General features: G+C 61.4%; 26 protein-coding genes. 15 read left to right on the plus strand and 11 right to left on the minus strand.

The window, feature by feature from the left end:
- Positions 1 to 6: 6 nt before the first annotated feature.
- The 5 genes from V3B41_RS12320 to V3B41_RS12340 all read left to right on the plus strand — a co-directional run bounded on the left by V3B41_RS12320 (position 7) and on the right by V3B41_RS12340 (position 6971).
- Complete coding sequence (locus V3B41_RS12320; protein WP_329861253.1) at positions 7 to 3393, plus strand: hypothetical protein; 3387 nt, start codon at positions 7 to 9, stop codon at positions 3391 to 3393.
- A gap of 51 nt (positions 3394 to 3444) precedes the next feature.
- Positions 3445 to 3741 (plus strand): hypothetical protein, encoded by a 297-nt coding sequence (locus tag V3B41_RS12325; RefSeq protein ID WP_005408972.1) that lies wholly within the window; start codon positions 3445 to 3447, stop codon positions 3739 to 3741.
- Positions 3741 to 4412 carry a hypothetical protein gene (locus tag V3B41_RS12330; RefSeq protein ID WP_100438266.1) on the plus strand — a complete coding sequence of 224 codons (672 nt, stop codon included), beginning with the start codon at positions 3741 to 3743 and terminating at the stop codon, positions 4410 to 4412. The genes V3B41_RS12325 and V3B41_RS12330 overlap by 1 nt, the downstream gene beginning before the upstream one ends.
- A 1070-nt stretch (positions 4413 to 5482) precedes the next feature.
- Positions 5483 to 5644: a hypothetical protein gene (locus V3B41_RS12335; protein ID WP_019658981.1), complete on the plus strand. Its 162-nt coding sequence runs from the start codon at positions 5483 to 5485 to the stop codon at positions 5642 to 5644.
- 877 nt (positions 5645 to 6521) lie between these two features.
- A complete protein-coding gene (locus V3B41_RS12340) occupies positions 6522 to 6971 on the plus strand; it encodes a BLUF domain-containing protein (RefSeq protein ID WP_241875914.1) in 450 nt (149 codons plus the stop codon).
- Here the strand turns inward: V3B41_RS12340 and V3B41_RS12345 are convergent.
- Positions 6968 to 7243, minus strand: a complete 276-nt coding sequence (locus V3B41_RS12345) for a hypothetical protein (protein WP_100443554.1) — start codon at positions 7241 to 7243, stop codon at positions 6968 to 6970. The genes V3B41_RS12340 and V3B41_RS12345 overlap by 4 nt on opposite strands.
- Before the next feature lie 62 nt (positions 7244 to 7305).
- On the opposite strand from V3B41_RS12345, the gene V3B41_RS12350 reads away from it, so the two are divergent.
- Complete coding sequence (locus tag V3B41_RS12350) at positions 7306 to 7920, plus strand: hypothetical protein (protein WP_241875915.1); 615 nt, start codon at positions 7306 to 7308, stop codon at positions 7918 to 7920.
- Between the two features lie 464 nt (positions 7921 to 8384).
- On the opposite strand, the gene V3B41_RS12355 is transcribed toward V3B41_RS12350, so the two are convergent.
- Positions 8385 to 8945 (minus strand): fasciclin domain-containing protein, encoded by a 561-nt coding sequence (locus V3B41_RS12355; RefSeq protein ID WP_100443551.1) that lies wholly within the window; start codon positions 8943 to 8945, stop codon positions 8385 to 8387.
- Positions 8946 to 9102: 157 nt separating this feature from the next.
- Here V3B41_RS12355 and V3B41_RS12360 point away from each other — a divergent pair, with 157 nt between their 5' ends.
- Complete coding sequence (locus V3B41_RS12360) at positions 9103 to 9615, plus strand: hypothetical protein (RefSeq protein ID WP_241875916.1); 513 nt, start codon at positions 9103 to 9105, stop codon at positions 9613 to 9615.
- Positions 9616 to 9890: 275 nt separating this feature from the next.
- Here the strand turns inward: V3B41_RS12360 and V3B41_RS12365 are convergent, their stop codons facing one another.
- The 5 genes from V3B41_RS12365 to V3B41_RS12385 all read right to left on the minus strand — a co-directional run bounded on the left by V3B41_RS12365 (position 9891) and on the right by V3B41_RS12385 (position 11940).
- The gene (locus V3B41_RS12365) at positions 9891 to 10370 is read right to left on the minus strand and encodes a tyrosine-type recombinase/integrase (RefSeq protein WP_329861259.1); all 480 of its coding nucleotides are present in this window, start codon (positions 10368 to 10370) and stop codon (positions 9891 to 9893) included.
- Between the two features lie 26 nt (positions 10371 to 10396).
- The gene (locus V3B41_RS12370) at positions 10397 to 10663 is read right to left on the minus strand and encodes a hypothetical protein (RefSeq protein ID WP_235643857.1); all 267 of its coding nucleotides are present in this window, start codon (positions 10661 to 10663) and stop codon (positions 10397 to 10399) included.
- A 73-nt stretch (positions 10664 to 10736) separates the two neighbouring features.
- Entirely contained in the window at positions 10737 to 11072 is a 336-nt protein-coding gene (locus V3B41_RS12375) for a hypothetical protein (RefSeq protein WP_235643856.1), read from the minus strand.
- Between the two features lie 11 nt (positions 11073 to 11083).
- Positions 11084 to 11266 (minus strand): hypothetical protein, encoded by a 183-nt coding sequence (locus tag V3B41_RS12380; RefSeq protein ID WP_049431024.1) that lies wholly within the window; start codon positions 11264 to 11266, stop codon positions 11084 to 11086.
- A gap of 533 nt (positions 11267 to 11799) precedes the next feature.
- Positions 11800 to 11940 (minus strand): hypothetical protein, encoded by a 141-nt coding sequence (locus tag V3B41_RS12385; RefSeq protein ID WP_171968965.1) that lies wholly within the window; start codon positions 11938 to 11940, stop codon positions 11800 to 11802.
- A 197-nt stretch (positions 11941 to 12137) separates the two neighbouring features.
- Between V3B41_RS12385 and V3B41_RS12390 the strand changes: the two genes are divergently transcribed.
- Positions 12138 to 12731: a hypothetical protein gene (locus V3B41_RS12390; protein WP_049431021.1), complete on the plus strand. Its 594-nt coding sequence runs from the start codon at positions 12138 to 12140 to the stop codon at positions 12729 to 12731.
- Between the two features lie 128 nt (positions 12732 to 12859).
- Here V3B41_RS12390 and V3B41_RS12395 read toward each other — a convergent pair whose 3' ends face one another.
- Complete coding sequence (locus V3B41_RS12395) at positions 12860 to 13201, minus strand: hypothetical protein (protein ID WP_329861262.1); 342 nt, start codon at positions 13199 to 13201, stop codon at positions 12860 to 12862.
- Between the two features lie 607 nt (positions 13202 to 13808).
- On the opposite strand from V3B41_RS12395, the gene V3B41_RS12400 reads away from it, so the two are divergent.
- Positions 13809 to 14237 (plus strand): hypothetical protein, encoded by a 429-nt coding sequence (locus V3B41_RS12400; protein ID WP_180849171.1) that lies wholly within the window; start codon positions 13809 to 13811, stop codon positions 14235 to 14237.
- A gap of 333 nt (positions 14238 to 14570) precedes the next feature.
- Here the strand turns inward: V3B41_RS12400 and V3B41_RS12405 are convergent, their stop codons facing one another.
- Positions 14571 to 15536: a hypothetical protein gene (locus tag V3B41_RS12405; protein ID WP_143568313.1), complete on the minus strand. Its 966-nt coding sequence runs from the start codon at positions 15534 to 15536 to the stop codon at positions 14571 to 14573.
- An 858-nt stretch (positions 15537 to 16394) separates the two neighbouring features.
- Between V3B41_RS12405 and V3B41_RS12410 the strand changes: the two genes are divergently transcribed.
- From V3B41_RS12410 to V3B41_RS12420, 3 genes are all read left to right on the plus strand, one after another.
- The gene (locus V3B41_RS12410) at positions 16395 to 16817 is read left to right on the plus strand and encodes a hypothetical protein (protein WP_065428086.1); all 423 of its coding nucleotides are present in this window, start codon (positions 16395 to 16397) and stop codon (positions 16815 to 16817) included.
- Between the two features lie 585 nt (positions 16818 to 17402).
- On the plus strand, positions 17403 to 17855 hold the full coding sequence (locus V3B41_RS12415; protein ID WP_049430985.1) for a hypothetical protein: 453 nt from the start codon (positions 17403 to 17405) through the stop codon (positions 17853 to 17855).
- Between the two features lie 322 nt (positions 17856 to 18177).
- The gene (locus tag V3B41_RS12420; RefSeq protein ID WP_329861296.1) at positions 18178 to 18603 is read left to right on the plus strand and encodes a GFA family protein; all 426 of its coding nucleotides are present in this window, start codon (positions 18178 to 18180) and stop codon (positions 18601 to 18603) included.
- A gap of 128 nt (positions 18604 to 18731) precedes the next feature.
- On the opposite strand, the gene V3B41_RS12425 is transcribed toward V3B41_RS12420, so the two are convergent.
- Positions 18732 to 19622 (minus strand): dihydrodipicolinate synthase family protein, encoded by an 891-nt coding sequence (locus tag V3B41_RS12425; protein ID WP_329861265.1) that lies wholly within the window; start codon positions 19620 to 19622, stop codon positions 18732 to 18734.
- Positions 19623 to 19785: 163 nt separating this feature from the next.
- Between V3B41_RS12425 and V3B41_RS12430 the strand changes: the two genes are divergently transcribed.
- Entirely contained in the window at positions 19786 to 20250 is a 465-nt protein-coding gene (locus tag V3B41_RS12430; protein ID WP_329861267.1) for a GNAT family N-acetyltransferase, read from the plus strand.
- A 118-nt stretch (positions 20251 to 20368) separates the two neighbouring features.
- Positions 20369 to 21262, plus strand: coding sequence for a helix-turn-helix domain-containing protein (locus tag V3B41_RS12435; protein WP_329861269.1), 894 nt, complete (start codon positions 20369 to 20371; stop codon positions 21260 to 21262).
- On the opposite strand, the gene V3B41_RS12440 is transcribed toward V3B41_RS12435, so the two are convergent.
- Complete coding sequence (locus tag V3B41_RS12440) at positions 21210 to 22040, minus strand: universal stress protein (RefSeq protein WP_197632263.1); 831 nt, start codon at positions 22038 to 22040, stop codon at positions 21210 to 21212. The genes V3B41_RS12435 and V3B41_RS12440 overlap by 53 nt on opposite strands.
- Positions 22041 to 22210: 170 nt before the next feature.
- On the opposite strand from V3B41_RS12440, the gene V3B41_RS12445 reads away from it, so the two are divergent.
- Positions 22211 to 22777: a TetR/AcrR family transcriptional regulator gene (locus V3B41_RS12445; RefSeq protein ID WP_049430975.1), complete on the plus strand. Its 567-nt coding sequence runs from the start codon at positions 22211 to 22213 to the stop codon at positions 22775 to 22777.
- Positions 22778 to 22936: the final 159 nt, after the last annotated feature.

Here is a 22936-nt window from a genome sequence, read left to right on the forward strand (position 1 = left end):
TCAGCAATGCAAGCAAGGAAACTCACGCTGGTGGAAATCGGCGTGGGCGGGCTGCCGTCCGCGTCTCCGGTGGCGCCGCGCTTTTCCACGTGGTTCCCGGTGCCCTTCAAGGCGCCGGACGTGCCGCCGGCGAATGGGGTCAATCCTACGCCGGTGGCCGACGGCGTCGTGCTCGAATGGGACGCCGTCGATCTGGAGGGCGTGATCTACGTCATATCGCGCAGCGAGAGCCAGGACGGCCCTTGGACGGAGATCCACCGCACCACCGAGACGCGGTACGTCTATAGCGACGGCAGCGGCAAGACCTGGTGGTTCCAGATCACCCCGACCATGCGCGGCAAGACAGGCACGGGAACCGTGGTTGGCGTTGTTCCGCCCACCACCTCCAAGCACCTGGCTGAGCAGCAGGCGAAGCTGGCGGCGGAGATCAGTGCCCGCATCCAAGCGATCGCAGACGAGGCAGCGGCACGGGCCGCAGGGCTGGCACAGGCGGCGCAGGACCTGGTCGCCGAGGCGCTGCTGCGGCAGCAGGGCGTGACCGAAGCCATGCAGGCGATCAGCGCCGAGGCCCAGGCACGGATCGATGCGCTGCTGAACGAGAAGATGGCGCGCGAGGCGGCGATCACCCGCGAGGAACAGCTGCGGCAGAGCGCGGACGAATCGCTGGCGCGCGCGGTGTCGGAGGTCGCGGCCGGCAGCGGGACGCAGTTCGACAGCATCAAGCTCTGGCCGTTCAATCAGACCATTGAAGGGTGGACGGGCAACGGCGCGCCGACGCTCGTGGACGGCTGGCTGCGGCCCGCCAACCATGCCACCGCACCGTGGGTTCAGTCGCCTGTGGCGCTGGCCGTGGACGGCAGCGCCTATCGCTTTGTGAAGCTGCGTCTAAAGCGCGTGGGCTCGCCGACATGGAAAGGCCTCCTGCAATGGATCACCACCGTTGATCAGGATTGGAACGCGGCGAAGAGCGCCAGTCCACGAGAGCCTGTATGGGACGGTGATGGCGTGGCCACGATCGACGTGCAGGACGTTGCCTGGTGGCCGGCAACCATCGACGCAATCCGCCTTCAAGTCGGGGATGCTCAGACCGTCGCGGACTACTACCTTATCGACTACGTTGCGGTGGGACGTCCGCAACCCGGCGCGTCGGTCGCCCTGGTGCAGGAGGAGACCCTAGCTCGAATCGCCGCGGACTCAGTCGAGGCGCTCCAGCGATCATCGCTTGCCGTGCAAATGCGAGGTGATTACGAAGGAAGCGATGTGGCTGGCGTGCGCTCGGGCCTGGTGGCCAGTGAGCGTGATGCACGAATCAGCGGCGATGGGGTCAATGCCCAGGCAATTCAGCTTATCAACGCTCGTATGCCGGATGGAAACGGCAAGACAGCAAGCGAGGCGAGCGTCCAGCAACTGGCACAAGCCAACGCGGCCGAGCACGCTGCGATGGGCCAACAGATCGATCAGATCGGTGTGAGCCTCGGTGAGAAGGCGGACAGTACGGTTGTGGCTCAGCTTAGGTCTGAGGTGAACACGATCGACGGGCAGGTTCGGGCGAACTCGCAGAGCCTCACCAGCCTTACCGATCGGGTGTCCTTTGCGGAGGGCGGCGTTTCCGCCAATTCGTCAGCCATCAGCGGGCTTGCATCCACGGTGAGCCAGCAGGGCGAGACTGTCTCTGCGCACACAGAGCAACTCACTCAGATCGGCGGAAAAGTCACGGATCTGGAAGGCAAGGAGCTTGCCAACTCCTCGGCTATCAGTGGGCTCACCACTAAGGTTACGCAGCAAAGTGGGCGACTCGACAGTCAGGCTGAGCAGCTCACGCAGTTGTCGTCGCGTGTTGGCGATGTGGATGGCAAGGCCAACGCCAACGCATCGGCGATTGGCGGGTTGACCACACGCGTCACGCAGACGGAACAGGGTCTCGCCGCGCAGGTGACGCAGACAGGCCGGCTTGAGGCAAGGCTGGAATCGTCCAACCCGAACCTGCTCCAGAACCCGAAGTGGTCGGACGGTCTGACGAATTGGGCAGGTACTGATGGGATTATTGTTAGCTACACCGATTGGAGCGGTACATTTCTGCAACTCCTCGCTCGCCCTGGTGACTACCGCTACCTGTTCCAAGCAGTCCCCTTCGGTGGAGCTTCCTACACTCCATTCACCGGAAGCGTAGACATGTACCGAAACAACGTTCGCGGTGCAGTGTTTGCGCAGATGGAGTTCTTCGACGCTGCCAATAACCGCATCGGAACGACTCCCCGTGCAGACGCAACCCATACTCCGGGCACCTGGAAGCGCTACGAGTTCACTGGCGAAACTCCCCCAGGTTGCGCCAAGGTGCAGATCGTAGTCTATAGCTACGACACCGACTCCAACGCGTCATTCCGTCGTGCCAAGTTGGAGACGGGTCGATACGCTACTACGCTCGACGAAGGCCGTAACGTAGATGCACTTGCTAGCGGCTTCAGCACCCTAAACGCGACCGCTACGCGCCATGATGGTCAGATCACGGCCAACGCCAGCGCGGTGCAGGGTGTGCAGGCACAGCTTGGTGGCAAAGCCGATTCGGCGGTTGTAGTGACGATGGACGCCACCATGAAGTCGCTGGGTGCGTCTGGCAATCTACTGCCTAATTCCACCTTCCCAATGTGGAATCGCAACGGTTGGGGCTGGTGGGGTAACGCGGGTGACTGGTTCAACGAGCTTGGGAATCCGACCGGCGGCAACGCCTGGAACCAGCCGGGTGTCACTGGTTTGGGTTCGGTAGCCAAGGGCGGCACGGCAGTTGGTGAAATTCGAGTGTTCGGTATGGATACCGACGTTGCAATCGAACCCGGCAGAACCTACGCCATTTCGGCATACATGCAGCTTCACCGCTGCGACTCGCAGCTCGCATTGTTCTTCTATGATTCTGCGGGCAACCAGTTGGCATCGCCGTCTGGCACCTGGGTGCCGTCGAATTGGGGTAACTCCGCCACCAGTGGCCTTACTAGCCTCCCGCGCCCCTTCGTGATCTCCAAGGCCCCGCCGGGCGCCCGTCGTGCGCGCATGGCGGTCTACATCCGCGCAGCGGCAGGTGCAGATACGTCTGCTCCCTACTTCTGGATGTTCCGTCCGATGTTCAGTCAGGTCCTTGACGGAGCAACCACCGCGCCAGCGTGGGCAGCAGGGGGCCAGGAGGCATCCGCACAGTGGGGAGTGAACGTGCGTGCTGACAAGAAGATCGCTGGCGTGCAGCTATCCGCTACGGGTGAGATATCTGCCTTCGACGTGCTGTCTGACATGTTCCGTGTGTCATCTCCAAGCGCCGGTATGCGCACTGAATTCAGCGACGGAAACTGGCGTGTTTACGACCAGAACGGGCGTCTGCGTATGCGATGGGGTGTTGTGCCGTGATCAACCAAGAAGGGCTGGGAACCCGGCCCTCCGCAACCGACAGGAGGCGGCATGCAGATTGTGATGGAAGTGAACGATGAGAACGGCAATCGGCTATGGGACCTCGCCAGCCGGTTGGGCCTGCTGTGCGGTGTGGCGTGGTCGGATGCTACGCCTGGCAATGGCTTTGCTGCCAATCTGCCGCCTGGGGAGTTCTTCTATATCCCCATCATTCCCTCCGACTCGCTTGGCTACGTTCCCGTGGTTGGTTACGCGAATGGCCGGGTGTATTGGGCGTTGAACAAGAATGGCAGCGGTCAGTTCGTCGGCACTATCAAGCCGGTCAAGTTCTACTACGGAGTGCGATGATGGCAAAGGCAGCGGTGGAGATTCTGAGCGACGCTGGGACCATGCTGATTAGCGAGGACACCCCGTCGCTCGTACTGAAGCAGAAAATACGCATCGACGTGTCCCCGGTGATGTACCCCGGTAACAACCCGGGAGGCAACTGGAAGTATGCGGAGATGGTGATCAATGCCGAGGCTCCGATGGTTGCATTCATCGGCGACCCCTACCCATTCTTCCCGCAGCTTCAGGAGATCGGCGCAAACCAGTTCAGGCTGACGCTGTGGACGAACACGCCCGCGCGCCTACAGGGCTGGGCCTACGTGTTCGATCGCCCCGCCAACGAGGATGCGCAGTATCTGGCATTGTGGGATGCGAACGGCCGTCTGACGTATGCGCTGGGCGCAAAGCCCATGCGGATCATCGGTGTGGGCGGCGTCTTTCCCAATGGTGGTATGGAAGAGGACAGGTTCCCTGACTTCACCGGCAAGACGGTCGCCGGGGTGATCTGCGCGCCGGCGACCAGCACGTTCCAGAACAGCTTCACCGTGATGGGGATCGGCAACGGGCAGGGCGTTAGCGGGAAGCACGGCCTGTTCGGTAACGCCATCACCATTCCGAAGATCGGAACAGGCGGCTCGCCAAACCAGGCCGTGGTCGGGATCGTGATGGCCGTGGATGTGACGAACTACTGACCGGTTGCACTGGACCGAGATGCCGCTGGGGTTCGGTTGAAGCGCGCCTATGCGACCTGCTGCAGCAGGTCTTCGACGTTGTTCCGCGGCGTGTTCACCGCGTGGCCGACCCGGCAGGCCAGCTACTGCTGGTGGCTTGCTGCGCCTCCCGTTCATTATTTTCGTGTCGTATCGCAGTGTAGTAACGAGACAGCGCGCACCATCGTCTTGCGGTGAATTCATCGCGATGGAGTGATTTATGTATGAACGACGTCGAGGGCTACAGGTACGCATCCAGCACCAACTTGAAGGGCTGCGAGCGATATGGATACGGGTCAAGTATCGGAGTGAAAGGCTTCAAGCGATACGGGTACATGCTCGACGCAGAAGTGATCGTTCCATTGAGGCTGCTTTCCTGCGAGCAGCGAATCCAGCTCAAGATGTTCAGTGAGAGCCGTACGCGAATCTAGTAGAGCATGTTTGGAATGCTGAAGTCTTGCGAGGGTAAGTGAGAACGACTGTGAAGCTGGAATGGATGGCGTATAGATGCGCCGTCCATCTTCGTTCCATTTGTCTGCAGGTGGTTGGGTGTGTGGCTCTCTAGATGGTCGTGCAGCGCGACTGCTTGAGAGGTTGGTTGTCAGAAAAATAGGGGGCATCAGGAGAGGAGATGGTCCCAGCATCGAGACCCAAGGCGTCTTGCAGCGGCCTCATTGCCTGTACGGCCAGAACGCATCTCTAGCCTTCGAATCAAGTCGTCAGCCCAAGCTTCGCGGCTTCCGTGGGGATCTCTTGTGTAGATATCACATGCGATCTTGATGATCGGTTGGATATCTAGTCCGAAGCTGGCCCCTGGGAATTCGCCAGTCCCGAACTTGGCGCGCCAGTGGACAATTTCTCGTTCCACGTCAACATAATTTTTATCCCTGCTCATGACACTTTCCTCGAATGTACCGAGGTGACTGTACGCCTGTTGGTCGAATGGGCTCATTCATGTGCCCGGTTCAGTCTTCTCTTGCAAAGCGACCTGCAGCTAACAGGGGGGCGTGCATGCTTCTTATGCGGTGAGTCCACCGCGATGGAGCAATGTTATGAATGACTTCAAGCGTGATGCATCCAATACCAACAAGCCGGCTGTGGCGGAGCCGGATGCAGGGAAGCAGAAGCAACAGCAACAGGAGCAGGAACGCCAGGACAAGGAGTCCAAAGAGCGCAACGCCAATGAAGGCGGGGCTCATAAGTCGAATAAGTAAGATCGACTGCGAGTAGTTGAGAGAGGGTGGCGCAGGCTTGCGCTGCCCCTTTTCTGTGGAAGGAGCGGTGATCCGTGGATAGGTTGAGAGATAGGAGCACGGATGCAGAGGCTTTGATGGTGCGGATTGCCTATCAGCTCCGTAGCCCGTCAGAGACTACTTTGCTGCCGTGTAAGAGGTGCCGGAGGCCAAGTCCTGGCGGCTATCTGTGTGCCAATTGTCTTTGTGATGACCTTGCAATTTTGATTGAAAATCGTGGTGCAGCGGGGAGATGGCTTTCTTCAATAAAAATCGCCCTCCAAGACGAAGAAACGGTTCTTCGCTACGCGAGGCAAGCTTCATCCAAGCAGCAGGATTCTTCCGACTGAACGGACATTCGCCTAGCATTGCTCATCGTTTTTCGAAACGATTTCAACGGCAATGCAGCTCTGGCTCTGCTTAGTCTACGCTTGGTGCTGAACGACCATCGCCCAGAAAGTGCTCACACTCCACCAAACGGGCGTTGCTGACCATCTGCCTGGCCCCGCACTTTCCGCAAGTGAGCACAGTGCCACCAGGCAATGCTTCCAGTTCGGCTCTTGTAGAGCTAGTAATCGTACTGCAGCGGGCGCAACGTACCGCTAAGCTCGAGACGTAGGCGATTCTTCCCTGTTCATCGAGCACCGACTCAACATCAACTACGTAGAACAGTCCTGTATCAGGCATTGCCGCAACCTCGAAAGTAGCTAACATGCTGCGCGGTCTACCGCATGGGCGAAGTGAGGACTTTCCCTGTTCACTGTGAGATCGCCATGAACGATTCATCACAAAGCGTTGATTCCTCACTCTCTCGTTTGGCAACGGCTGCTACGGTTGCTTCTCATATAGGAGTGGCGCCATGCCCATCAGGGCTGTTGTATATGTGAGCGGTGCAGGCGAGGAAATCGCCGGCGACAAGCTGGGCCTGTCCAATGGAAAGCTGGATCCGATTGTGGACGACGCGACCCGGTTCAATCGTAATGCTGGGGTTACGGGGGTGCTCCTCTTCGATGGCGAACGTTTCCTCCAGTACATGGAGGGGCCAGAGGATGGGCTATCGGTAGCCTATTCGCGTGTGCTGGGCGCGAGTAGCCACAACGGTATCGTGGAACTGCAGCGGGGCAGGGTTGGGCAACGCCGCCTCCCGTTCTGGCCGATGAAGTGGCTTCCAGTCGAACCAGACGAATTGCGGCGCGTGGCCCGTGCAGATTGGACTAGATTCAATCAGCGCGGCAACGCGGACGACGTAAACGCTACCGCAATGGATCTCCTGGTAGCGTTCGTGACGCCGTTCGCCGTAGCAGCCTAAGGAGGCGTGTTTCCTGCGCCTATTTGCTCCGTAAGAACCGTGAGCGATTGTTGAAAGGCGGCAGCGAATAGGTCGCCTCCATCCTCTCTGTGCTTTGCCGCGATGCTCGGCAGCAGTCGCAGCCAGTTCTCGGTCAGCCGCTCAGGCTCGGGGTGGGTCAGCACAGAGACCCGAAGCGCGTACTCCATGGCTTTTAGGTAGCCGCGGTGCATCTCGAGTCCGGCCTCGCAGGCTTGGAGGCGATCAAGGATTTCCGTGATTTCGGTCGTCATGGTGGTCTCGACAGGCAGGGGCGGGGAAGGCGATATTCTGCGGACGCCTAGAAGAGCCCGCTATGAGCATCCTCAATGTTCTGCTGCGCCCTGACCAGATCCTTGTTGCGGTTGATACCCTTGCTGAGGACGCCCGAACCGGAGTCCATTCGTCCGGCGCGAAGGTGCTCCTGATCCCGCAGCACAACTTGGTGTTGGCGGCACGCGGGTCCACACAGTTCTTTCTTCGCATCTACGAGCTCGCCCTCCAAGCAAGCTTCCGGGCTGACTTCACGATAGAGCAGCTATCTGCCGAGCTGGGGCTGGTTGTGGACCGGCTATGGCCGGACTATGAAAAGGCAGCGGCCAAGGCCGGCCTGCCTCTCGACCAACTCGGGACCGAGTTGGTGTTGGGAGGCTGGTCGCCTAAGAGTGCGCGGATGATGGCAATTGCCTATGCCAAGAGCGACAGTTCCCGGCCATCGGTTGTGCATCCTTTGGATGGAGGATTGGCCTCTCCTGGGGAGCCATTGGTTGGCAGGCCGGATAGCTTTGCTCCAGCGGATGTCCTCGCGGCCGGCAGGATCCAAGCGACCTGGCTCAACAAGCAGGCAGGTAGGCAGGTGGCGGGTGGTCGACTTTTGGCCGTCGTGCTCCGTGAAGGGCAGGCGGTAATTCAGGACCTAGGGGCGATTTAGGTCGTCCGGCTCCACCCCTGCTAGCGCCAAGACTCTGTCCTGCCTCATCTGCTCGGCCCAGAGAATCCAAGCTTGGTCGCCGGTCAGTATTCCCGTCACCCCGCAGCCTGGACAGGTGAGCTCTACACCCCCCTCTACATCAGCAAGCCCATACCCTCGCGACCGTCGCGATTCGTCCCCACATGCGCCGCACTTAACCTGCAGAGTCTCGACTCGCTCGATCATTCCGTTGATGCGCAGCAGAGGGCGGATCCGAAGGACCCGGAAAGCAGTTGAGGGTGTCATGTGTCGTGCCTGTAAGGGGCTAGACACGGGGGCGAAGAATTTCGCGCCTGAGAGGAGCCTGATGCGTCAACCATACAGCATGAACAGTTAAGAAATTGGATTTGACAGATTGTTTATGCCAGATCCCTCGCCGGCCTCGCAAGCGTAGGCACCCTGAGGTGCCTACGGCCCGCGCTGGGTCACTTCGGCATCAAGACGGTGTCGATCACATGGATGACGCCATTCGACTGGCCAACGTCGGCGATGCTGATTCCAGCCTTGCCTCCCTTGGCGTCGACCACCCAAAGCTTCCCATCACGAAGCGCTACGGTGAGCGGCTCGCCCTGAACCGTCTTGAGAGTGGCCTTTCCGCCGTGCTTCTTGGCATCCGCCATAAGCTGGGCGGAGCTGTAGTTGCCAGGAACCACATGGTAGGTCAGGATCTTGGTCAGCTGAGCCTTGTTCTCAGGCTTTACCAGCGTATCCACAGTACCCGCCGGCAGCTTGTTGAAGGCTGCGTTGGTGGGGGCGAAAACGGTGAAGGGACCGGTCCCGTTGAGGGTGTCGACCAGCCCTGCTGCCTTGACCGCGGTGACCAGTGTGGTGTGGTCCTTGGAGTTGATGGCGTTCTCGACGATTGTCTTGGTCGGATACATCTCCGCCCCGCCGACCATGACTGGGCTGGCGGCGAAGCTGGACGAAGCTGCTGAAACGAGTACGGCGAGACTCACTGCGGTGGCAATGCGCTTAAGAGTGTTCACTGTGCGTTCCTTGATAGGTTGCCTGCGGTGCGCAGACACCCCACATACGCCCTAGCAGCCAATCCGGATGCATCGCGAATCTGCCAACGCGGAACGGTTCATGTAGGTCGCTGGCGCGTTCGCAGGATTTGCGACGCCCAGTCCTATCCTCTCCGCCATGCTCCCCTCGCACGGCTACCAAGGCTTCAGCACCACCCCGATGCCCTCTGGCTGGGTCCAGATGGGGGACAGCTGGGTGCTGTGGTGGAGCGGCCGGCAGATCGCCAGCGTTTCCCCAGCGAGGGTGCAGGGCGTTCGAGTACACCTGGACGCCCGGAAGATGTGGCAGACCAAGGATGTGCTCGCGGCCAGCATCAGGCAGGGCATGCGCTACGCCGAGCGCTGGTGCGCAGCCCGGCTGTATCCCGAGCTGCCTCTGCGTGAAGCCGTCGCCCGGCTGACCGACAGCCCGCCGATCCAGTTGCCCCCGCCACTGCCCGGTCTGCCGCCGACCCGCGTGCAGCAGCAACAGGCCCGGCTCCTGGCTGAGGCCGGAGCGAAGGAGCTCGAGCGAATCAAGGCGGCACTCGAACCGCGTAAGCCGCCGACAGAGACCAAGCCACGAGCGAGGGACGTCTGCAGCAAGGCGTGGGTGAGGGCAGGGCTCGAGCAGATGCGGCGGGGCGTCTGAAAAGGCCCGACCGCGCTCCGCAGGTGCTGCGGATACAACGTTTTACGGCGCTTGCGGACCCCGGGCCGTGCGTAATCTGGCACAGCATTGGCACAGATCGCACTAAGGGCATTGGCGGATATAGCCGGGTCGCCCCCCTCCTAAGGGGAAGGTCGCCCGTTCGAATCGGGCCGGGGTCACCAGAATCAACAACTTAGGCGGACTCAGTGGTGAGCATTTCCCACTGTTTCCCGCATATCCACAGGATTTGGTCCCAGTAGGCCCAGCGCTCCTGCTCAGTACCTGAGGTTCGCCACCGCGCCATCGTCGCCCTCAGGCGTCAGATGGGCGTAGAACTTCTCGGTCGTGGCGTAATCGGCATGGCCGGCCAGAATCTGCACCCTTCGCAATGGCACTCCGGCCATCACCACGTGGGCGCAGAAGGTGTGCCGTAGCCGGTGGAGGCTGCCGCCGATCCCAGCCCGCTTGGCATCGGACGCGAACCAGTCGGATACGGTGTCTTTGTGCACGGCCACCAGCGGATCGGGTAGGCGGCGCAGCGCCCAGCGCGCATACCGGTTAAGCTGCACCTCGCGCCACTTGCCTGACTTCGTGCGCCCCTGGCCATCTTCGTCTGGCTCGCTCTCGACCCTGAGTCTGCTCCCTGCCGCCGAATCCTTGCCCAGTCCAACCAGCTCACCACGGCGCAGACCCGTGTGGGCCATGAAAAGCCACAGAGGCGCCCGACCGGGGTTCGCACGATACAGCTTGCGCATCGCGGCCCGGTCGTAGAACCGCACCGCTACGCTGCGGACGCCGCGCGTGCCTGGGTTTCCTCCAGCGGGTTGAAGTACAGTTTCTTCCACTTCACGCCACGCCGGAACGCGGCCTGCAGCCTACGCACCTCCTTGCCCACGGTCTCTGGTGCCACCTTGTCCTTGGTCAGGCTATCTGTCTTGTATGACTCCATTTCCATCGGGCGCAGGGTGTCGATCGATCGATGGCCGAAGCGAGCAATGAACAGTCGGACCTCGCTCTTTGCCTTGCCGTGCGTAGTCGGGTCTTCCACCTTGTACCAGTCCAGGTACGCCTCCAGGAAATCCCTGACAGTGGGCAGCCGGGGAGGATGCGCACACCATGGGTCAGTTCCGCTTCTTTCGCTGCTCATACGCGCTCAGTCTCGCGTGGGCTGACGCGACCAATGGCGACACGGCTTCGCTTGCCGCCTTCCCGCCAGTTGAGGTACGCGGCGCCATCGCGCCAGACGATTGTGACCTTGACCATTGCTTGGAGCCGTAGATTGCAGAGTAGAGGGCAGCCTTCTCGTAGAGCTTCTTGCCCATGAAATTTCGTGGTTCGATGCCGTAGTCGGCGATGTTCGAATCGAACTGGCTTCGTGACACCCCGCAGTAGTGCGCGGCCTCGTCCACGGTCAGCCAGTCCTTTCCGACGATGTCCAGCTTTTCAGCAGCTCTCATCCGGTCCTCCTTTAGTTCGTGGCCAGCGGAGCGCGCAGCTGCTTGGTGGCCTGGGTTGCTGCATCGCGCATGCGCAGAACCTCTGCGCGAAGGCAGATCACTTCATCGGCCGCGACCACCAGCTGCTCGCGCAGCACGTCCTTGGCCGGCTGCTTCATGCGGCGCGGTTCGCGGGGGAAGAGCTGGGCGTTCATGCGGCAGCCCCGAACAGGTCATCGTTCTTTCGAAATGCCGGTTCGAGCTTCATGCAATACCCTTCGAGCCCACAGGCGGCCAGCTGCCGCGCGTTGGATTCCCCGTAGGCTATGAGGACGGACGGTGCCCGTCGCTCATTGCTGGTTTGCCGTCTGGTGAACAGAACGCGATGCGGCCGCGCAAGAACAGAACTGCGTGGGCCCGTGGCCAGACCTGATCCTGGAACATGGTCGTCTCGGTTCGTGCAAAAACCAGAGCCACACCGTTCCCATGTTCCGCCATCCGCTGAAGCCAGCGAACGGCTTGGGCCCCATATGGCGGATTGCACCACACCCGACCTTGCCACTCCGCCGTCAGGCCGTCCCCGGGCAACTCGATGTGCCTGGCGGCCGACGGCCAAGGGCGTGGCGAAGGGGCTGCGCAGGGGGCGAGGTCGAAGGGACCGAGCGCGGCGAGGATGTGTGGCGGCGTGAGCCACGTTTCCTTGTTGAAGCCGCCGCCGTCGGCGTTTCCAAACTTATTGGCCATGAGCTCACCTCCGCCAGCACCAGCGCAGCCCGGCGCGCGCGGCAAGGCATGCGCGGCTGATCGCCCACAGGGTGGCGATGCCGGCCGCAAACCCGGCCAGGGCGAACACGTGGACCATTGCGGCGGTGAGCAGCTGGTCAGTCATGGGCAATCTCCGAGAGACGCGCAGTCGTGGCAAATGGATTACTAGGCAGGATGGAGCAGTGGGCAGCCCCAATGTGCAGATTCCGATGGTTGCCCGTCGCCGAAAGCGCGCCGTTATCTGGTTTAGCGCTGAGCGCCGTGTCAGACACGGCGGCTCTCCATGGCAGAATGGCGTCTCCACCATATGGAAATGGCCAGATGATCGTTGCTGAAGTCATGGTTCCTTGCTTCAATTTCGCGCCCACCTGTCGACTTGACTGGACGGCCGTGTCTGCTATCGGTGGTTGGGCTGCTGCCATTGCCACATTTCTCGCGGTGTACGTTCCCGCTCGCAACTACAAGGTGGATAACGAGAGGCGTGCCACGCGAGAGCGTCAGATCTCGTTTATCGAAATCAATCGTCTTCTTCCGAAAATCCTCGACGTGCGGGATCAAACTAAGACGATTAAGAACAAGATCCTGCCTGAAATACCGAAGGCCTTGGCCGCTGGGGCCGACGCCAAGACTGTCTCAGGTCTTCTGAGGGTTAAGGGGCAAGTTCCATTTGTCATCCTCTCTGATGGCCTGGAAATGATCTCTATTGGTGTCTCCAATTTGCAGTCCAGCCTTGATGTGCTGAATGCCTTTCTGGACGCCGGCGAGGAGATTGATATGTATGGTAATCATCCTTTTCATAGACTCTCTGATTACACGACGGCTCTTGACAACGTGGAGCTCGCCGCCCAGAACGTCTTGCTCGCGATAAAGAAGCTCACCGGTATTGACCTTGGAGGCCACGAACAAGGGAGTTGAGTGTCTGTGGTTCAGCGATCAGCATTGATTGGATCGCATGATCGCGCGCCGCGGCGGTCGGTCAGGATCATGTCGCGGTTGCTGGTCTCGCTCCAGACGACGGTAGTTCGTCAGAGCCGTTCCTACACTTAGACCCGCTCGTTCCGATGGATGAAGGTCATGGCAGAATCGGCTCCAGCACAGAGAGGGGGACCATGGGATGGCTCTGGGATTTGGTGAATGCCTTTCGATGAAGGCAGCAGCATCAGCCCCAGGCTGCGCGCCTTATCGGCCATCTCGCGCTCTTGTTTTCTCTCAGTCAGATAGTGCTGAGCCGAAGGAACTGCAACAGCGATAAGGATGGCCACGATGCTACCAATGGCCTGAACCCACGCGGGCGCGTCTTTGCCAAGCGATATCTGTCCGGTCAGGGACAGCAGCCCAAGAGCTGCACCGAAGCCCGCCGTGATCAGCGCGACGTACAGCAGCACCGTGATCCAGTTGATCCGATTCCTCGAGCCCATGTCGATATTTCCCCCTATCCATGGCGGGAGGATACGCACTCCCCTGCCGATCTGGGAGGGCTGCTGATGCGCTCGAAGAACTAGAAGGCGTTCACTCCTGCAGAGGAGCGGCACGTGGAAGCAGTAAAGCTGCTGCCATGCAGTGTCTGTAGCCGACCAGGACCGAGCGACGCCCACCACATCAAGTAGGGGCAGCACTACACCACCGTGGCCTGTGCAAGGGCTGCCACCTGGGCAGTTTCAACGGCATCCACGAGCAACGCCGCATGTGGCTCGTCATGAAGATGGACGAGCTGGCCGCCCTGAACGTCACCCTTTCCCGGCTGCAGCTGAAGGAGGCCGCACGATGATTCACCTTACCCTGCCGTAAGGGCTTCACCGGCCTGTTCAATGCCGCTGGCGTGATTCCGACTGCTGCCCCGACTGGCAGCTGGACAGCTTTTACCGACTCCGAGCTGATCGTGGGTATGCTCAATCAGGCACTGCTCAACGTGTTCAACGGCACGAACACGGCGTTGATCGCCAACACGCTGCTGCTGCCTGGTCGAAGTTCAACCTGCTCGCCACCCGCAAGATGTGCGAGCACAGCGACAAGACTATCATCCAGCGGTACCTGGAGAACAACCTGCACACCGATCTGCCCGAGACCGAGTTCAAGGCCCTGACCTTCGCGCAGGTGAAGAAGGTCGGCAGCATCGGTGAGCGCGGCATCAGCACCAACATCGTCCAGTACGACACGCTGGACACCCTGGTGGCGCTGAAGGGCAAGGGCATCACTAACGCCGGTGACCCTCAGGTGGAGGTGGCCGAGGACCTGACCGACCCGGGCCAGGTTGCCCTTCGCGCTGCGGGCGACCCCAATGTGCCGGACGCCTATGCGTTCAAGGTGGAACGCGCCGACGGTTCCATCGAGTATCGGCTGGAGGCGCGTGCGAGGGTGACCTGTCGATTCAGGCGAGAGAGCACTGGTGCTGTAGGGCGCAGCCCTCATGAGGAAATGTGAGCCCCACCGCCATCACGACGGCAGGGCTCAGTCATCAGAAGGGTGCTACTGAAAGAACAAGCCCAACTGCGCAGGCAATCCAAGACAGAGTAAGCAGGAACAGCGTCCGTGGCTTATTGGTGAACCATTCGGCATTCCGCACCCTCGCTCTATAGGAAACGATGAGCGCGATGAAGACGAGGGATGGAATGATGTACGGCCAGACAAGAGCGCCCTTGGCACCCCTTCCGATCGACAGTCCGGCCAGCATCCATACTGCAGAGCTCATCGTCAGGATCAAAAATGCCCGGATAAGAATGCCGTTTCCGTGGATCAGTCGCTCTGATCCACGTTCTATGGGGTTAGGGAGTTCACTTGGCATTGTGCACCTGAGGGAGTGTAGGAACAGCCGATTCGGAAACCAACATATACCGGTGGAGAGTTTGCGCCGATCCAACGGACACCCAGGTTGTCGAGGTGTCTTATCATCTCACCACCCGGGCCTGCCGCAAGTGGGCCCGTCGGATAAATGTACGTTTGGGAAGCTTGATCGGGGCTCGCAATATCCTTCTGCCCGTCAGGAATCACATTGCCTGCTGCGTCTCGCCCGGATCCACGGATGTATCTGTACCCGTGATCTTGATAGGTGTATTGCACGAGAATGTAAGAGCCGTCAGGGAAGGGAATAGTGGTTACGATGCTGAAGGGGCTCGGCAGCTTTGTGATGTTGACGGCTTGAGAGAAGCCTGAAACGAGAACACGAAGGGTCTCTCCCACAAACCGCAAAGGCCCGAGATTGTCGTAGGATAGTGTTTTCGCAATAGCCGCCTCACGCCAAGCCGGTGTCGTCACCGCATCCATTGCATTCATCGGGTAGGTCTGAGGTGGATCGGCGAGTGGTATAGCCTGGGTGGGCGCTGCGGCGATCGCGCCACCGAATGAGTTGAGCGCAGCGCGGCTGTCATATACAGGCGCTTGGACTCTAACCGTCTCAGACCGGCCATTCGCGTCGTAGAGCTGCATGCCCGCATTGAACATTGCTTGTTCGTCCGCAGTCAGCATGATTTCCTTTACTTTTGTTCCGCCTGGAGCGGCAGCTGCGCGATAAAGCGGGCCGCCACTACCGGATACGTTCATGTGGTACAGGCGTCGATTCTTGAAATCCCAGAAGTAGTAGTCTCCGTCTCCTCCTGCCTTTGACTGCATCTGACGCTTTGTCAAAGTGCAGTCATCACAGGTTATTGAGTCGATTGCGTGTGCGGAGAGGGCACTTGTGAAAAGCGATATTCCGAGAATGACCTTTGCAGCCTTCAAACGCATTTCAGTTCCTTCCTGGAGTTGTAGATTGGCGTGCAATGTAAGCGCAGCGTGAACGTGCTGGCGCTTCACTTATACTCTTCAACCAAGCGCGAGCTTTTGCCGATTTTGGCGGGAGAACTCTTTGGTCACGTAGCATGGGTTGTTGGGAAAGGTGGACATTTGCCAGCCCTGCCTCTTGGGTTCCCTGATGGGGCAGTAATCACCAGCGTCGTGTGATCGAGTGGCAATGGACCCACGCTGGTCCCAGGCACTTCGTAAGTTGCTGATTGAGCGGGCGACGAAATCCCCTCCCAAGGGGAAGGTCGACCGTTCGAATCGGGCCGGGGTCGCCAGAATCAACAACTTGCGAAAGCCGCTATATCGCCACAGGCCATATCGGGCCATCAAAAGGCGCCATTTGGTCACAGTGGTGGTAATGGCGAATCAATAGGTTGGCTTCGCCACCGCACCGTCATCGCCCTCAGGGGGAGAGGTGCTCGTAGCACTTCCAGTAGTGGCGTAGTCGGCATGCCCGGCCAGGATCTGCACCTGTCGCAACGGCACTCCGGTGATGGCCATACCGTGTTCTTGTGCACGGCGACAAGCGGATCGGATAGACAGCGAAGTGCCCAGCGCACATACCGGCCCAGCGGCGCCTCGCGCTACTTGCCGACCTCGTGCACCCCCGGCCATCTTCGTCTGGATCGCTCTCAACACTTTGGCTGCCCACCTCTGCCGGGAGGCTTGGTGGGCGGCTGGAGTTGGATTGCCGCGCGGCAATTGAATCGCAATGCCGTAAGGTAATCTTTCTGCCGATCCGTTCGGAATTGCGCAAGTGCGGACGCGCAGTAGAATCAGCCAACAATAACGGAGGGGATCATGCGGAAAGGAATGCTTGGTGCTGCGGCCGCAATGGCCACGTTAATCGGCTGTTCCACGGTCCCCGTCACGGAGGAAACCGCCAGGCCGGTGCCTCCTGATCGTATCTACAAGGCCGAACGCTTGGCGCCGTCGCCGGACCGTAGTGCGCAGATCTACATCATGCGGGACAAGGGTTTCCATGGATCTGCCTGCACGCATGCCATCTCTCTCAACAATGAGAAGGTGATGGACATTCGCCAGTCCGAAGCCGCCACTCTGTATGTATCACCAGGCTCCTACTTCGTGAAGCTCGACACAGGCGGCGGCGCCTGCCCGAACATTTCAACGTCTCAGAACCTGACCATCAACGCGGGCGAAAGGCAGGTCTATCGAATCCTGCTGCCGTCCGATGGGAACCTTCGCCTGACCCGCGAGCAATAACCAAGCGCGGCAGGTCATGCAACGCCATGCAGGTGCTGGGTGAGGCGGACTCGGCCGCCGATGATCGAATCGTCAATCAGACGGAATGACGGATAGAGGCCATCTTCGACGAACCCGGTGTACCCCGTGTCGACCAGCACTACTACTGGCGCAGTGCGTCCGGGCTGGGTACCTGGCCCAGGTGGAGGCTGGATTCACGCGGCCGCAGGCCATGCAACCGGTGTCCGCCAAACTGGGCCCCGGCAAAATGCAGGCAGCGTCGGATTGTCGGTCCCGTGAAAACCGCAATCCTGTGGTAGTAAAGGCCCCAGCGGTGGCATGACGCCGCCGACAGGGGGCAACATGAAGGCGATGACCGCTGTTCTGGTTGCGGCTGTGCTTTGCGTTGGTTGTTCAACCAAGGGGGGGGCCACTGCACCCTACAACGTCTCTTTCGTTGGCCATCCTTCCCGGGCCGCCGTAGCACCACCTCCACCTCCACCTCCGCCGCCCCCCGTTGACGGTCAGGCCCAGGCGCCTGATCCCAGCGGAGTCAAGCCTCCGAGGAGGCTTCCCCGCGACGGATGGTATGAGCCTGGAGAGGAGGTGGATGACGCCTCGGACGTTGAGGAGGCGTTGCCAGCGGTACTGGCGGAATGCAAGAAGCTCATCCTCGGGATGGAGAACAAATCCGTTGATCAGCGAAAGGCGTCCCTCTGGGTGTACGGCATCGGGCTGGTCGCGGGCACGGTCATCGCACCTGCACTTACGGCGGCGAACGCTGCCAAGCACGCCGGTGCAATAGCGGGACTAAGTGCATTGGGGGGCGCCTCTGGTATGGCGGGAAAGGCGCTGGAGGACTCTGGGTTCGGGGGATCCGCGGCAATTGCTGATCGTAGAGCTGTCGCTGACGTGATTCGTCTGAAGCTCCCAGTGATCACGGATCGCAGAGAGGCGTCGCACGATCGACGGAAGGCGCTTACGGAAATGCAGGCTGCATGCTTTGCCTACGATCTGACCACCCCGAAGCCCATCCAGTCGTCAACAACCGGCAAATGAACAAGGAAGGGCCCGCTCTCCGATGGGCCCTTCTCTTTTACACCCCGCGTTAAGTTCGCTGCCGTCACTTTGCTCCGGGTGAAGAAGGTGGGCAACATCGGCGAGCGCGCCATCAACACCATCGTCGTGCGGTACGACATGCTGGATACCCTGCTGGCCCTGAAGGGAAAGGGTATCGGGAGGAGGCGCCCGAAGACCCTGAAGTCGATGGACGACACTTTGCGTCTGTGGGTGAGGCCGATTGAATTTTCTGCTGGGGCAGTCGGCATGTGTTCCAGATATGGCAGTAGAATCCGCGCGTGCCCCTCTCTTTCGGGTCATCATGTCGATACGAGTAGCGTGCCTGTGCGGGAACGTCGCCATTGAGCTGGCTGGAGAGCCGGTCGCACGCGCCAACTGCCACTGTTCATCGTGCAGGGACTTCTACGGTGTCACCATGTTCTCGGCGACGGCTTGGGAGGCTTCGTCGGTTCAGATGGCCTCCTTCGATGCGCGAAGCTTCAGCCATCCCCAGAAGCAGCTGAAGAAGACCTTCTGTGCTACGTGCGGCGAGGTTGTGTTCGGCACGAATCGTCTGGGCATGTGTGTTGTTCCCAACGCCATGCTCGCCCGAGCAAGCGATGGATGGCTGGACGTTGCCATGGCGCCCACAATGCATCTCTACTATCGGCAGCGCGTAGTTGAGGTTCGCGATGAGTTGCCGAAGTACCTTGATGGCTGGGACGGCCCTACGTACCTGCAGGGCTGAAGCTGCGACTGTGGTGGTGATGGTGCGATGGCATTCTGATCGGCCAGCAGTTTGGTGAATGTGGCGTCGTAGACCTATCACCCTGTGGTGAGAGGCATGCAGGGCGGCTGCAGCGCGGGTTGGCTCGGCTAGCACAGCCCAAGCTGCGCAAGCACGTCCGCTACAAGCGCCCGGTCATCACCCTCCAGGCCAAGCAGCGGCCGCGGCAGGTTGCCGTGCCCACTCAGCCCCATCAGCGCTGCAGCGCACGCCATTACACGTATCCCACCGAACCGGTCATACAGCGCCCACAGTGGCGCCAGCCCCGCCGACAAGGCCTTTGCCGTGGCGATCCCGCCGCTGAGGGCCGCGCGCGTAATCCGCAGTGCCACCTCAGGGAACAGCCCGCCGATCACCGAGTACCAGCCATCGCAGCCGGCGGCCAGCCCATGCACTGCGGCCGCGTCGCCGCTGATGCCCAGCGTGACGTGCTTCGGGATGCGGGCACGCAAGGTGGAAACCCGAGCCACCGCTTCCGCAGGGTCATCGGAGAGGCGAGGCATCTTGATCGAGGCGATGTTCGGCAGGGCAGCGATTCGCCCATGCAGTTCATCGCTGAACCGGAAGTGGGTGGCAACGGGGTTGTCGTAGACACAGATCGGGGTACGCACTGCATTGCACACCGATTCGAACAACGCGTAGACCTCGTGTTCCTTCAACGGATGGTAGGACACAGGTGCCAGCAACAGACCGGCGGCGCCCGCATCCTCGGCATCCTTGGCCAGTTCCACCACGTCGCGGGTACGCAGTGCGCCAATCCCGGCGATTACTGGAACGCCACCGGCGTGGGCGAGGGCCTGGCGCAGCACCCGCTTGCGTTCGGCCTTTTCCAGGTAGGCATAGCTGCCGGTGGAGCCAAGGATGCCCATCGAGTCCACCCCCGACGCCGCGAGGCGCTCGACCAGGCCGGCGAACGCGCGGGTGTCGAGGTCTTCGTTGTTGAAGGGCGTGAGCGGAAACGCGCTGAGACCTGTGAACATGAGGGGGCCTGGAGAGGTGAAGGGAGGGCTGCCGGGCGCAAGCAGGTGCATGGACGCATGGCATTGTTTATTGTCCTAGGACAAATCTCAAGGGCTGCCGCGCAGCGTGACGGCGCCGACCGGGTCGCTCACAATCAGCAGACCAGACCACACTGGCATCCTCATGCCCGCTCAGTTGCAACCGGTTCAACCTCCGCACTACCCGTGTATCGCTGGCTGGCTCGATTCGTTTGCAGCGACGCAACGCTGGGCTGGCCCGGGCGTTGCGTTTCCTCTGCTGCCTGAGGCATTCGCACAGGCTCTTGAACTGGCCGAGCGCCCGGGTTGGGTGCTGTTGGACGGGGAGGGTGCGTGCATGGGGTTCGGCCAGTACTGGTGGACCGCGCCCGGCACTGCCCACCTGGGCCGCATCATTGTCTCGCCGCAGGCGCGTGGGCGCGGCCTGGGGCGGGTGCTGATGCAGTTGTTGGGTGCCGAGGCCCTCCGGTCGCCGGGGGTGCAGCGCCTGACCCTGCGTGTCTATCGTGACAACGTCGCGGCGGTGGCCCTCTACCGTGATCTCGGCTTCCAGCCGGTGGAAGACGCGTCAACGTCGGAGCTGCTGTTCATGCAGCGCAGCGGGGGCTGATCCAGCCCCAGCGTCGGCTACTGCGGGTGGGGGGCGGTATCTTGATCATTTCGGTACTTTTCACAAGTCTGGCACCGGGCCCGATATGCTGGGCCCCGGAATCCAGCCGGATCAGCCCGTGGACCGCATCCCCCAGCTTCTGGAACAGGACGAATCCATGCGCCTGGAGGTCAGCACGCTGGCTGAAGGCTTGGGTGTTCCACTGTCGTTCGGGCACGCGTACCTGGCGGTGCTGGTGTGCGTGTCCGGGCGTGCGCGTTTTGCACTGAACTTCCGCGAGGCGGCGGTGCAGCGGCACGACGTGCTGGTGCTGGCCGAGGATACGCTGGCGCTGCTGCGGCAGCGCTCGCGCGGTTTCCTGGCGGTGGTCTGCCTGATGCCGAAAGCGTTGGCCTCAGAGGTCGCCTATGTGCTGCCCAATGCATTGTTCAAGTTCCTGCACGAGCATCCCCATTGCGTACCGTCACCGCTGGAGGTGCCGCTGCTGCAGGGTTGGCTTCAGCAGTTGATGGATGCCCAGCACAACGGTGGCCGCCATCGGCACGTGATGCTGCGCAATCTGCTGCAGACCTTTTTCCTGAAGTTCGCCACGCTGCTCCCGGCACGCTACGAGGCCGCGCCGCAGGTTGGCCGGCGCGAGCGCCTGGCCTGGAACTTCTGGGAGCTGGTCGGCCAGCGCAGCATGCGCCAGCGCGACGTGCAGTCCTATGCCGAGGCGCTGTGCATCACCCCGTTCTATCTCTCGCAGTTGACCCGGGAATGCTTCGATGAAACACCGAAGGCGTTGATCGACCGCCAGGTGGTGCTGGAGATCAAGGCACTGCTGAGCTACAGCGAACTGCCGATCGGACGCATCGCCGAACGCCTCTGCTTCGAGGATGCGTCCTACCTGTGCCGCTATTTCCGGCGGCATACCGGACAGTCGCTGACCGGCTACCGCCGCGCCGGGCAGGGCGGCACTAGTGCGATACGAACAGCGGCGCCGGAACTTCGGCCAGCAGATCCTCGGTGACGCCGCCGAGCACGCGTTCGACCACGCGGCTGCGGCTGTACGGCCCCAACACCAGTAGATCGGCTTCGGCATCGAGTACATGCTGGCGGATGGTGGCGGCAACGCCGCCCTGGCTGGAGCTGATCGCCTGGATTTCGACCTCGACACCGTGCCGCGCCAGATGCTGGGCCATTTCGGCGCCGGGTGCGGCTTCAGCCTTGGGCGTGTCGACCATCAGCAGGTGCACGGCCTGCGCCCGGGCCAGCAGAGGCAGGGCATCTGCCACGGCACGACGGGCCTGTTTGCTGGCATTCCAGGCCACCACGATACGCCGGCCGACCTGCTCGCCCTTCCAGTGCGGCGGCACCAGCAGCATCGGCACCCCGGTCTGGCGGAGTGTGCCCAGCGGATGCCAGCCGGAAGGAGCGCCGGGCGTATGCGGATAGCCGGCGACGATCAGGTCGCAGTACAGCGACTGCAGGGCCAGATCGGCGCCGCCCAGATAGTCCGAGACGATGCGCAGTTCGGTGCTGATCTGCAGCGGTTCGGCGGCGTCGCGCAGGTTCTGCATCAACTGCGCGGTGCAGGCGGCGTCAGCGCGGGCTTCATGGTCGAGTGCGGCGGCGATGCCCGCGCCACGCGCGAAACCGTTGGCGATGTCGGTGGGATGCTGGGCGGTTGATACCGCGACCAGATGCGCCTGCTGCGCCTGCGCCAGGTGCGCGGCAATGTTCAGTACGCGGTCCCCGGTATCGCTGGCGTCGAACAGAACGGCGATGTCGCGTAGCGGATGCAGCATGGCGTTGTCTCCTTCGATGCCTGTGACGCGTTCCCTGCCGTGCGCCGACCCGGGTGCACCGGACGCAGGTCTGTTGTAGCGCATCCGTGATTCGAGTGAATCAAATGTGATTCAGTTTATTAATTGATGATTCATGCTAGCGTGACCGGACCCCGCATCCAGGCCCCTCCATGCGACCTGCCGCTGCCCGCACACGCCGCGACCTGCACCACGCCCTTGCTGCCACCCTGGTCAGCCATCCTCGTTGCACGCTCAGCGAACTGGCGCGCGGGGCAGGCATCAGTCGCGCGACCCTGTACCGGTTCGCGCCAACGCGGGAGGCGATTGACGAGGCCTTGTTCGCGGCGGGATTCGAACGCCTGGAAGCAGCGGCAAGCTCGTTCGATGGCAACGTGGATGCGCAGCAGGTGCTGGAGCAGGTCACGGCGGCACTGCTGGCCGACTGGGAGCTGGTGACGCTGGTGTTCGCGCGGATGATGGAAGAGCAGCAGCGCCAGGGTGACCTGCATCTGCTGCCGGAGCGCTGGGCCCCGATCGGTGAACGTTTCGAGGCGTTTTTCCTGCGCGGCCAGCGAGCGGGTGAGTTCAATGTCGAGTTCACCGCGGTGTGGTTGGCCGACTTCTACTGGACCTGCTTCTACGGCATCACCTGGTCGCTTGCGCGCGGCCGTCTGGCCCCGGCAATGGCCGCATCCACGCTGTTGGCCTCGTTCCGGCATGGGGCGATGAAGGGCTGATTCCCGATGGCGCGCAGCGCGCGCCACCTTGTCGCTGGCCCCACTGTGCGCCGAATTCGCATGGCAACTTGCCGGAAAGGGCGCTGCAGCTGCCGGAATCGTGCACGGGCCGCCGGGGCCGTGTTGCTACAACTGTGGCCAGGCGATTGGCGCCAGAGT

It is taken from the genome of Stenotrophomonas sp. SMYL89 (assembly GCF_036319985.1).
GTDB lineage: Bacteria > Pseudomonadota > Gammaproteobacteria > Xanthomonadales > Xanthomonadaceae > Stenotrophomonas > Stenotrophomonas maltophilia_Q.